This window comes from Spongiactinospora gelatinilytica (genome assembly GCF_003236385.1).
Taxonomy (GTDB): domain Bacteria; phylum Actinomycetota; class Actinomycetes; order Streptosporangiales; family Streptosporangiaceae; genus Spongiactinospora; species Spongiactinospora gelatinilytica.
Genome location: NZ_POUA01000285.1, coordinates 1 through 10321, shown reverse-complemented (window position 1 = coordinate 10321; position 10321 = coordinate 1). Strand labels below are relative to the sequence as shown.

The 10321-nt window shown below is 73.0% G+C and carries 8 protein-coding genes; all 8 read right to left on the bottom strand.

All coding sequences use genetic code 11. The annotated features are described in order from the left end of the window. Nucleotides 1-11: 11 nt before the first annotated feature. On the bottom strand, nucleotides 12-1406 hold the full coding sequence (gene murD / locus C1I98_RS28250; protein WP_438672115.1) for a UDP-N-acetylmuramoyl-L-alanine--D-glutamate ligase: 1395 nt from the start codon (nucleotides 1404-1406) through the stop codon (nucleotides 12-14). After that, nucleotides 1388-2446 carry a phospho-N-acetylmuramoyl-pentapeptide-transferase gene (mraY, locus tag C1I98_RS28245; protein WP_111170446.1) on the bottom strand — a complete coding sequence of 353 codons (1059 nt, stop codon included), beginning with the start codon at nucleotides 2444-2446 and terminating at the stop codon, nucleotides 1388-1390. Before mraY ends, murD begins: the two co-directional genes overlap by 19 nt. Beyond that, complete coding sequence (locus C1I98_RS28240; protein ID WP_111170445.1) at nucleotides 2443-3822, bottom strand: UDP-N-acetylmuramoyl-tripeptide--D-alanyl-D-alanine ligase; 1380 nt, start codon at nucleotides 3820-3822, stop codon at nucleotides 2443-2445. The genes mraY and C1I98_RS28240 overlap by 4 nt, the downstream gene beginning before the upstream one ends. 9 nt (nucleotides 3823-3831) lie before the next feature. Then, nucleotides 3832-5346 carry a UDP-N-acetylmuramoyl-L-alanyl-D-glutamate--2,6-diaminopimelate ligase gene (locus C1I98_RS28235; protein WP_111170444.1) on the bottom strand — a complete coding sequence of 505 codons (1515 nt, stop codon included), beginning with the start codon at nucleotides 5344-5346 and terminating at the stop codon, nucleotides 3832-3834. Between the two features lie 37 nt (nucleotides 5347-5383). Next, complete coding sequence (locus C1I98_RS28230; protein ID WP_199537273.1) at nucleotides 5384-7114, bottom strand: peptidoglycan D,D-transpeptidase FtsI family protein; 1731 nt, start codon at nucleotides 7112-7114, stop codon at nucleotides 5384-5386. Between the two features lie 374 nt (nucleotides 7115-7488). Continuing rightward, on the bottom strand, nucleotides 7489-8433 hold the full coding sequence (gene ftsL / locus C1I98_RS40710) for a cell division protein FtsL (RefSeq protein ID WP_146607666.1): 945 nt from the start codon (nucleotides 8431-8433) through the stop codon (nucleotides 7489-7491). Further along, a complete protein-coding gene (gene rsmH, locus C1I98_RS28220; RefSeq protein ID WP_111170441.1) occupies nucleotides 8405-9400 on the bottom strand; it encodes a 16S rRNA (cytosine(1402)-N(4))-methyltransferase RsmH in 996 nt (331 codons plus the stop codon). Before rsmH ends, ftsL begins: the two co-directional genes overlap by 29 nt. 234 nt (nucleotides 9401-9634) lie before the next feature. Then, the gene (mraZ, locus tag C1I98_RS28215; RefSeq protein WP_111170440.1) at nucleotides 9635-10066 is read right to left on the bottom strand and encodes a division/cell wall cluster transcriptional repressor MraZ; all 432 of its coding nucleotides are present in this window, start codon (nucleotides 10064-10066) and stop codon (nucleotides 9635-9637) included. Nucleotides 10067-10321: the final 255 nt, after the last annotated feature.

Here is a 10321-nt window from a genome sequence, read left to right as displayed (position 1 = left end):
GCGGTGGGGGGTCACTCCGGGGCTCCGCCGGGATCGGCCGCGAGCCGGTGTACGGCTCGGGCGAAGGCCTCCCCCCGCGCCCCGTAGTTGTCGAAGATGTCCTGGGAGGCTCCCGCGGGGGCGAGGAGTACGGTGTCGCCGGGGGCGGCGAGCCCCGCGGCCTCGGTGACGACGCGGTCCATCACCCCAGTGTCTTGCCCGGGCACCTCCACCACGGGGACATTCGCCGCGTGTCGCGCCAGCGCCGTGCGAATTCGCTCACGGTCCGCCCCCAGCAGGACGGCGGCGCGCAGCCGGGGCGCGGCACGCCGTACGAGGTCGTCGACGTCGGCCCCCTTCAGCAGGCCGCCCGCCACCCACACGATCGACGGATAGGCCGCCAGGGAGGCCGCTGCGGCGTGCGCGTTGGTGGCCTTGGAGTCGTTGACGTAGCGCACCTCCCCCACCGTGGCCACGAGCTCCATCCGGTGCGGGTCGGGCACGAAGTCGGCCAGGCCCTGCCGTACCGCCGCGGCCGGCACGCCGTAGGAGCGGGCCAGGGCGGCGGCGGCGAGCGCGTTGGCGACGTTGTGCGGCGCGAACGGCCGAACGTCGGACAGCACCGCCAGCTCCTCGGCGTTGTCCGCCGGGTCGGCCACGAAGGCGCGGTCCACCAGCAGGTCCTCCACGACGCCGAGCTGCCCCGGGCGCGGCACCCGCAGGGTGAAGCCCACCGCCCCCGCGTACGGCTCCGCCAGGCGCGTGGCGATCTCGTCGTCGGCGTTGTGGACCACCGTGCCCGCGCGCTCGAACACCTTGCCCTTCACCCTGGCGTACTCCTCCAGCGAGCCGTGCCAGTCCAGGTGGTCGGGCGCGACGTTGAGCAGCGCCGCCGTATGCGGGGCCAGGCTGCCGGACCAGTGTAACTGGAAGCTGGACAGCTCGACCGCGAGCACGTCGCCCGGCCCCGAGACCGCCTCCACGATGGGCGTGCCGACGTTGCCCACCGCGAGCGCCTTGTGCCCGGCGGCGGTCAGCATGGCCGCCAGCATGCGGACCACGGTGGTCTTGCCGTCGGTGCCGGTGAGCGCGAGCCAGGGCGCGGCCCCCGCGGGCCGCAGCCGCCAGGCCAGCTCCACCTCGCCGATGACCTCCACGCCCGCCTCGGCCGCGGCGGTCAGCAGCGGGTGGGACGGCGGCCAGCCGGGCGAGGTGACCAGCAGGGTGGTGTCCGCGGGCGGCTCCGCGGCCGGCCCGAGCCGCACCTCCACGCCCAGCCCGGCCAGCTCGGCCGCGGCGGCGCGCTGCCGTTCGCCGTCCTTGGCCTCAAGGACCACGACGCGCTCGCCGCGCCCGGCCAGCGCCCGCGCCGCGGCCTGACCCGATATGCCGAGACCGGCCACAGTGATCATGACTTGGGCATCCATTCGACGTAGAACAGGCCGAGGCCGGCCGCCGCGCACAGTCCCGCGATCAGCCAGAACCGGACCACGATGGTGGTCTCCGCCCAGCCCGCCAGCTCGAAGTGGTGTTGCAGTGGCGCCATCCGGAAGACGCGCCTTCGGGTCATCTTGAAGAACCCGACCTGAATGATCACCGACAGGGTGATGATGACGCACATCCCGGCCAGGATGACCAGAAGGAGCTGCGTGCGGGTGGTGACGGCGAGCCCGGCGATCACGCCGCCCAGCGCCAGTGAGCCGGTGTCGCCCATGAAGATCTTGGCGGGTGGGGCGTTCCACCATAGGAAGCCGACCAGGGCCCCTAGTACGGCCGCGGCCACCACCGCCAGGTCGAGCGGGTCGCGCACCCAGTAGCAGTTCGGGCCGAGCTGGTTGACGCAACTGTTGCGAAGCTGCCAGTTGCCGATCAGCACATAGGAGGCGAGCACCACCCCGGTCGCACCGGAGGCAAGGCCGTCCAGGCCGTCGGTGAGGTTCACCGCGTTGGAGAAGCCGACGATCATGATCAGCACCCAGATGATGAAGGGGATGAGGCTGATCGAGGGGCCGAAGTCGCGCAGGAAGGAAAGGCGGGTGGTGGCGGGGGTGATGTCGTAGGCGTTGGGGAAGCGGACCACCAGAACGGCGAACACCGCGCCCACGATGAGCTGGCCGAACGCCTTCGCGCCGCTGCGCAGGCCCAGGCTGCGCTGCTTGTAGATCTTGATGAAGTCGTCCAGGAAGCCCACCGCGGCCAGCCCGGTCATCAAGAACAGCACCAGCCCGCCGGAGATCGTCGGGGCGGTCAGCGTGGCCGCGTGCGAGGCGGCGTACCCGAGCAGCGCCGCGATCACGATCACCGTGCCGCCCATGGTGGGCGTGCCGCGTTTGTCGTAGTGGCCGGACGGGCCCTCCTCCCGGATGTTCTGGCCGTACCCACGCCGGGCGAACACGCGCATCGCGACCGGTGTACCGATCATCGAGAGCAGCAGCGCGACCGCGGCGGCGACAAGGATGTCCCTCACTGGGCGGCACCCCCGAGCAGCAGCTCGGCCACGCGTTCCAGCCCTGTGGCCCGCGATCCCTTGATCAGCACGACGTCTCCTGGAGCCAGTCTGGGCAGCAGCGCCTGTGCCGCCGCCGGGGGGTCGGGCACATGCAGCACCGGCGCGCCCGCCGCGCCGGCCACGATCGAGCGGGCCTCCTCGCCGCCCACCACGATCAGCCCGGCGAGGCCGGCGCCCGCGGCCATCCGGCCGGCCTGCTCGTTGAGCAGCCGGCCCTCTTCGCCGAGTTCCAGCATCGGTGCGATCACCGCGAACCTGCGCCGCTGCCGCCCCAGGGCGCCGAGGGTGACGAAGGCCGCGCGCATGGAGTCGGGGTTGGCGTTGTAGGCGTCGTTGATCACGGTGACGCCGTCCGGCCGGTCGGTGACCTCCATCCGCCAGGGGCTGCGCGGCACCGACTCCGAGAGCTGCCTGGCGATGGTGGCGACCGGGAGGCCCAGTTCGTAGGCCGCCGCGGCGGCGGCCAGCGCGTTGTAGACCATGTGCTCGCCGTACAGGCGCAGCGAGACCTCCGCGTCGCCGGAGGGCGTGCACAGGGTGAAGCGGGCCCGGCCGCGGTCGTCGAGCGAGAGGTTCTCGGCCCGTACGGCGGCCTCGGGCGTGCGGCCGAACAGCGTCACCCGGGCGGCGCTGCGGCCCGCCATCGCCCGCACGTGCGGGTCGTCGGCGTTCAGCACCGCGACGCCGCCCTTGCGCGGCAGCGCCTCGACCAGCTCGCCCTTGGCCTTGGCGATGGCCTCCCTGCTTCCGAACACGCCGAGGTGGGCGGTGCCGACGTTGAGCACCACGCCGATCTGCGGCGGCGCGATGCGGGCCAGGGCGGCGATGTGCCCGATGTTGCGGGCGCTCAGCTCCAGCACCATGAATTTCGTCGCGGCGTCGGCGCGCAGCACGGTGAGCGGGTGGCCGATCTCGTTGTTGTAGGAGCCGGCCGGGGAGACGGTGGGGCCGATCAGGGCGGTGAGCCCGGCCAGCAGGTCCTTCGTGGTGGTCTTGCCGGCGGAGCCGGTGACGCCGAGCACGGTGGGCTCGGGGAGTTCGGCGCACACCTCGGCGGCGAGGGCGGCCAGGGCGGCGAGGACGTCGCCGACGATCACCGTCGGGGCCTCGGTGGGCCGGGCGGCGAGCACCGCGACGGCCCCGGCGCGGTGCGCCTCCTCGGCGAAGGCGTGCCCGTCCACGCGAGAGCCGTTGAGGGCGACGAACAGAGATCCCGGCTCGGCGGCCCGCGAGTCGACCACCACGGGCCCGCGCACGACGGCGCGGGGATCGGCAATGCCCGTGAGCGCCCCCGAGGTTATCTCGGCGACCCTCGCCAGCGGCATCGGGATCATGCTTCTTCCCTACTCTCCATATGTTTCTCGGCGGCGGACGGCCTGCGCGGCCACCTGCCGGTCGTCGAAGGGGATCACCTCGCCGGCGATGTACTGCCCCTGCTCGTGACCCTTGCCGGCGATCAGGACGACGTCGCCGGGCCCGGCCCGCCGCACGGCGAGCCCGATGGCCGCGGCGCGGTCCGGTTCCATGATCACATGCGCGCGTTCCCTGGGCGGGACGTCCAGCGCTCCTTCGAGCATGGCGGCCAGGATGACCAGAGGGTCCTCCGACCGGGGGTTGTCGCTCGTGAGAATGACCACATCGGCCAGCCGGGCGGCGGCCTCGCCCATCAGTGGCCGCTTGCCCTGGTCGCGGTCGCCGCCGCAGCCGAGCACCACGATGAGCGTGCCCGCGGTGACCTCGCGCAGCGACCGAAGCACCGACTCCACCGCGCCCGGCTTGTGGGAGTAGTCGACGATCACCTCATAGGCGCCGCCGGTCTCGACCCGCTCCATCCGGCCGGGGACGCCGCGCAGCGAGCCCACGCCGTGTACCGCGGCCTGCAGCGGCACCCCCGACTCGACCAGGGCGACGATGGTTCCCAGGGTGTTGGAGACGTTGAAGGGACCGGGCAACGACACCGTGACGTCGGCCTCCACCCCGCCCGGGCCCACCACCCGGAAGGTGCTGCCGTCGCCGCCGCAGCGGACGTCCTGTGCCCGCCACTCGGCCCGCGGCGACCCCGACGCGGAGAACGAGGTCATCGGGATCTTGGCCATCCCCAGCAGCTCCCGGCCGTGGGCGTCGTCGATGTTGACCACCCCGACGCGGCTGAACTCCGGAGTGAACAGCCTGGCCTTGGTGGCGAAGTAGTCGTCGAGGTCGCGGTGGAAGTCGAGGTGGTCCTGGGAGAGGTTGGTGAACAGGGCCACGTCGTAGCGCACGCCGCCCACGCGGTCCAGGGCCAGGGCGTGACTGGAGACCTCCATGGCGGCGGCGGTGACCCCTTCCTCGCGCATCAGCGCGAGCAGGCCGTGCACGTCGCTCGCCTCGGGCGTGGTGAGCTGCGCGGGAAAGCTCCGGCCGGCCACGTGGATCTCCACGCCGCCGATCAGCCCGGTGCTGTGCCCGGCCGCGCGAAGCCCCGCCTCCATCAGGAACGTGCTGGTGGACTTGCCGCTGGTGCCGGTCACGCCGAGTACGGTCACCGCGGCGGCCGGCTCGCCGTACACCCAGGCGGCGACCTTGCCGAGCACCGCGCGCGGGTCGGGCACCACGAGCACCGGCAGGCCGGTGGCCGCCGCGGCCTCCCGGCCGGCCGGGTCGGTCAGTACGGCGGCGGCCCCTGCGGCCAGCGCCTCGGCGGCGAAGCGGGAACCGTGGAAGTTCGCCCCCGGCAGAGCGGCGTAGAGATCGCCGCGCCGTACCTGGCGCGAGTCGTGGGTGATGCCGGTGACCGCGGCGCGCGGGCCTTCACTGGGCACGCCGAGCAGCGCCGCGAGCCCGGACAGCGGGCGCGGCGGACTCGTCGTCGGACGCATAGACGGGGGACGCACGGCGAGAGCGTACCGTCACTCGTCACCCATCGGCGCGTATCCGCACCGATGGCGGAGTAGTACCGGTAGGTGGAATCTTCCTGCTCTTTAACGCGAAGGTCATGACGTCCTTGAAGACGGGCGCGGCGATCTCGCCGCCGTAGTGCCCCTTGCGAGGGTCCTGGAGCACCGCGAGGGCGACGATCCTCGGCGCGTCCGCGGGGGTGAACCCGGCGAACGTCGCCGTGTAACCACAGTAGCCCTGACACTCCGCGTCATAGCGCATCGCGGTGCCGGTCTTGCCGGCCACCCGGTAGCCGGGGATGGCCGCCAGCTTGCCGGTGCCCTCCTCGCCGACCGCCGCCTCCAGCATGGCCGCGATGTCCTTGGCCGCGCGCGAACCGATCACCCGGGTACGCTCGCCCGGCTTGGCCGGTACGATCTTGCCGTCCTCACCCGAGATCCCGGCCACGATCTGCGGGGTGATCCGCACGCCGCCGTTGGCGATGGTCTGGTAGACGCTGGCCATCTGCAGCGCGGTGACCGACACGCCCTGCCCGTAGGCGATCGTGCAGCCCTGGCTGCCCGACCACTTCTGCCAGCCGGGCAGCAGCCCGGCCTCCTCGCCCGGCAGGCCGCTGCCCGGCTTGACGCCGAACCCGAAGTCCAGCAGCTTCTTGTGCAGCGCCTGGTTCCCGATCTTCTGCGCGGCCATGATCGTGCCGACGTTGCTGGAGGTGGCCACGATCCCGGAGAAGGTCAGCTTCTCGGGCTTGTGCGGGTGGGAGTCGTGCAGCACCCGGTCGGCGCAGCGGATGGAGTCCTGGACGCTGAAGACCGACTCCGGGCGCACCGCCCCGGCCTCGAGGGCCGCCGCGGCGGTGATGACCTTGCCGGTGCTGCCGGGCTCGAACACCTCGGCCACGGCGCGGTTGATCCAGGCGTCCTGGGGGGTCTTCTGCCAGTTGTTGAGGTCGAGTTCGGGGGCGTTGGCCATGCCCAGGATGTGGCCGTTGCGGACGTCCATCACGATCACGCTGCCGCTGCGCGCGCCGGTGGCCCTGACCTGCTCGGCGACGGCCTTCTGGGCGGCCCACTGGATGTCGCGGTCGATCGTCAGGCGGACCTCTCTGCCGGGCACGGGGGCCCTGCGGGTGTCCCGGGTCATCGGGATGCGCTGGCGGTCCCGGCCCATCTCGATGCTCTGCAGGCCGTCCCGGCCGGCGAGCACCTTGTCGTGGATCCGCTCCAGGCCGACCAGGCCGTGCCCCTCGAAACCGACGAAACCGATCAGGCTGCCGGCCAGGTCGTCGCCGGGGTAGACGCGGCGGTACTGGGACCTGGTCGCGACGCCCTTGTAGCCGCGGTCCAGGATGCGCTGGGCGACCACCGGATCGACGTCCTTGGCGATGAGCTGGTAGCGCGTCTGGGTACGGTTCAGCTTGGCGGCGACCTCGGCCTGCGGCCTGCGCAGCTCGGCGGCGAGCATGGCGGCGAGGTTGTCGCGCTGTTCGGGGGTCACCCTGGACGGGTCGACGGACACCTCCCGCGCCTCGGCGGTGACGGCCAGCTCGTGGCCGTTGATGTCGGTGATCGGGCCGCGCCTGGCGGGCAGCGTCTCCGGCTGCACCCGCTGCTCGGCGGCCCTGGCCTCGTAGACCTTGGAGTCCAGGCCCTGGAGCTGCACCAGCCGGCCGGCCATGATCGACAGCACGAAGGTCATGCCGATCAGGCCGATGCCGATCCTTCTGCGCGGGTTGCCCAGGCGCAGCATCGTGGGGGGCTTTGGCGGGCGCGGCGGCCTGCGGGGGCGTGGCGGTCGTTGCGGGTCGTGCGGGCCGGGCCCGCGCGGCCGCCCTCCGGCACCCCGCCCCGGCCATGGCGGGCCGTCGCCGTTCCCCCGGCCGGAACGCGCCGGACCATCGCCGTTCGCCCGGCCCGGACGCGGCGTGCCCTCGCCGCTCCCCTTGCCGGAACGTGGCGCGCTCTCGCCGGTCGCCCTGCCGGCGCGTACCGAACCGTCGCCGCTCTCCCTGCCGGAACGCACCGGACCACCGCCGGGCACACGGCGACCGGCGCCGGGGCCTCCAGAGGCTCCGGCGCCGGATCCGCCGCGGCCGGGTCCCGAACCCCGGCCACCGCCGTCTCTCACCTGCTCGCGTCCCCCGCCTCAGCGCCCTCGGGAACGCCCTTGCCGATCTCGATCACCCTGGCCGAGGAGTCGGGCCGCGCGCCCAGCTTCCCGGCGCGCTCGGCCAGCGCCTCGGCGGTGTCCTGCCGGGCGTTGTCGAGCTTCTGCCGCTCGGCCTCCCGCTGGATGCGGGCGAGGCCGTGGCGCAGCTCGTCGGCCTCGAAGGAGTCCTGGGCCAGGACGGTGTTGAGCAGCAGCAGGGTGACCAGGCCGCCGCACAGCAGGCCGACCAGCAGCAGCACGAACGGCGCGCGCGGCGCGCGGCCACGGCGGCGGGCCGGATCGGCGGCCGCGGCACGGGCCGGACGCGTCAGCCGCCGCGCCTCGCCCAGGCGCCGCAGGCCCTTCGCCGGAGCGCCTCTGTCCAGGAGGTCCTTCGCCGGAGCGGTTCCGCCCAGACCACCCTTGCCCAGGGCGGATTCGCCGGCAGCGGCCTTGCCCCGGACACCCTTGCCCAGTACGCCCCGGCCCGGCGCACCTCTGCCCGGGACGACCCGGTCAGCAGCGCCCTTGCCCGAGGCGCCCCTGCCGGGAACACCCCTGTCCGGAGCGGACCGGCCCGGAACACCCCTGCCCGGGACGCCCTTGGCCGGGGCGGCCCGCCCGGGCGCACTCTTGCCCGAGGCGGCCCGCCCGGACGCGCTCTTGCCCGAGGCGGCCCGCCCGGTGGCACCCTTGCCTTGCGCGGTCCGGCCGGTGGGCTCCTTGCCTTGCGCGGTCCGGCCGGGAGCGCCCTTGGCCGGGGTGCCGTTCGCCGGGATATCTTCCGGGTGCCGCGCGCCTGGCCTGGGGGCCTTCGGGCGCGGTGGGGCCACCCGCGCCGCGGCGGTGCGGGGCTGACGGGGCGTGCGGGAGCGGACTCCGCGCGGGAGCTCACGCTCGGTCTTCGTCAACAGGCTCACGGATCCTCTCTGCGGCCCGCAGTCGGGCCGAGGCCGCGCGCGGGTTGCGCGTGACCTCCTCCTCGTCGGGGAGCTCGGCTCCCCTCGTCACCAGGCGGAACCTGGGCTGGTGCGCGGGCAGCGGCACCGGCAGGCCGGGCGGGCCCGTCTCCTTGGTTCGCGCCGCGAGGACCTGCTTGGCCAGCCGGTCCTCAAGGGAGTGGTAGGCGAGCACGACGACCCGCCCTCCCAGGGTGAGCGCGTCGAGTGCGGCGGGGAGCGCCGTCTCCAGGGCGGACAGCTCCTCGTTCACCTCGATGCGCAGTGCCTGGAAAGTCCGCTTCGCGGGGTTGCCCCCGGTGCGCCGGGTCGCGGCGGGGATCGCGGCGCGCACGATGTCGGCCAGCCGCCTGGTCGAGGCGATGGGCTCCCTGGCCCGCTCCTCGCAGATCAGCCGGGCGACGCGCGCGGCGAACCGCTCCTCGCCGTAATCGCGCAGCACGCGGGTCAGCTCCTTCGCCGGATAGGTGTTGACCACCTCTGCCGCCGTGAGCTCCTGCCCGCGGTCCATCCGCATGTCCAGCGGCGCGTCGTAAGAGTAGGCGAACCCTCTTTCCGGCTCGTCGAGCTGCGGCGATGACACGCCGAGATCGAACAGCGCCGCGTCCACGCGCGGCGCGCCGGCCGCCGAGAGCACGGCGGGAAGGTCGCTGGAGACCGCGCGCACCAGCGTGGCGCGCGTCCCGTAGGGGGCCAGCCGTACGGCGGAGCGCTCGACGGCCACCGGATCGCGGTCGATCCCGATCAGCCGGAGCGAGGGGTGGGCCGCGAGCAGCGCCTCGGCGTGCCCGCCGAGCCCGAGGTTGGCATCGACCAGCACCGGAGCGGGCCGGTCCAGCGCGGGCGCGAGAAGGTCGAGCACGCGCGCGAGCATCACCGGCACATGGCCGCCGCCCGCGCGAAGACCGTTGTCATCGGTCGATCGCATGATCTCTCAACCCCCTCCCGCCGCTCGTACTCGCGGATGTTTTCGCGGCTTCGCCGAACCATCGGCCATCCCGTTCACTTTCGGGCCCCCACCCGGCCGCCCGGCCAGGTCCCCATCCGCAACCGACCGAATGACCGCCACCTGACACCGGGGAAGGTGCATCAGCTGGTGATCCAGGTGGGTGCGGGTGGAGACCTCGCCGAACGACTTGTTACACCGACGATTCGACCGTTGTCACAAAATCCCTGGCAGCACCTCCTCCGACAGATCGGCGAACGCCTGCTCCTGGTCGGACAGGTAGGTCTCCCAGGCACGCGCGTCCCAGATCTCCAGCCGCGTGTTGGCACCGATCACCACACAGTCGCGGGTGAGCCCGGCATACTGGCGGAGGGCTTGCGGGATCGTGATCCGCCCCTGCTTGTCAGGGACCTCGTCCGACGCGCTCGCGAAGAGAACACGGCTGTAGTCGCGGACCGCCTTGGCGGTCACCGGCGCGGTACGCAGAGCCTCGGTGATGCGCTCGAACTCCTCTACGGGAAAAACGTAGAGGCAGCGCTCCTGGCCTTTGGTGATCACCAGACCCTCCGCCAGCTCCTCACGGTACTTCGCCGGCAGGAACAGCCGTCCCTTGTCGTCCAGGCGCGGTTGGTGCGTGCCGAGGAACATCGGCGCCACCTCCCGTGCCTAGTGGAGCGCTCGGTCTCGAGAGCACCGGCCCTCCACTGCGCACCACCTTACTCCACTTCTCTCCACCGTCAACTAATCGTCGCCGTGTGTCGCCGCCATTTTCGTGACGTTTATGCAGTTCAAAGCGGTGGAGTACGGGTGGGGCGCGGTGCCGTCCCCCCCGCGTGTCGGGGCGGCGCGCCGGTGCCGGAATACCTACAGCGCCCCGAATACGGGGCCGGGCGGGGGCAGTGG

Bases quoted from the DNA above. Each gene is read 5' to 3' on its own strand.
- murD (WP_438672115.1), bottom strand. From the start codon at position 1,406: ATGGATGCCCAAGTCATGATCACTGTGGCCGGTCTCGGCATATCGGGT.
- C1I98_RS28240 (WP_111170445.1), bottom strand. From the start codon at position 3,822: ATGATCCCGATGCCGCTGGCGAGGGTCGCCGAGATAACCTCGGGGGCG.
- C1I98_RS28235 (WP_111170444.1), bottom strand. From the start codon at position 5,346: ATGCGTCCGACGACGAGTCCGCCGCGCCCGCTGTCCGGGCTCGCGGCG.
- C1I98_RS28230 (WP_199537273.1), bottom strand. From the start codon at position 7,114: ATGCTGCGCCTGGGCAACCCGCGCAGAAGGATCGGCATCGGCCTGATC.
- rsmH (WP_111170441.1), bottom strand. From the start codon at position 9,400: ATGCGATCGACCGATGACAACGGTCTTCGCGCGGGCGGCGGCCATGTG.
- mraZ (WP_111170440.1), bottom strand. From the start codon at position 10,066: ATGTTCCTCGGCACGCACCAACCGCGCCTGGACGACAAGGGACGGCTG.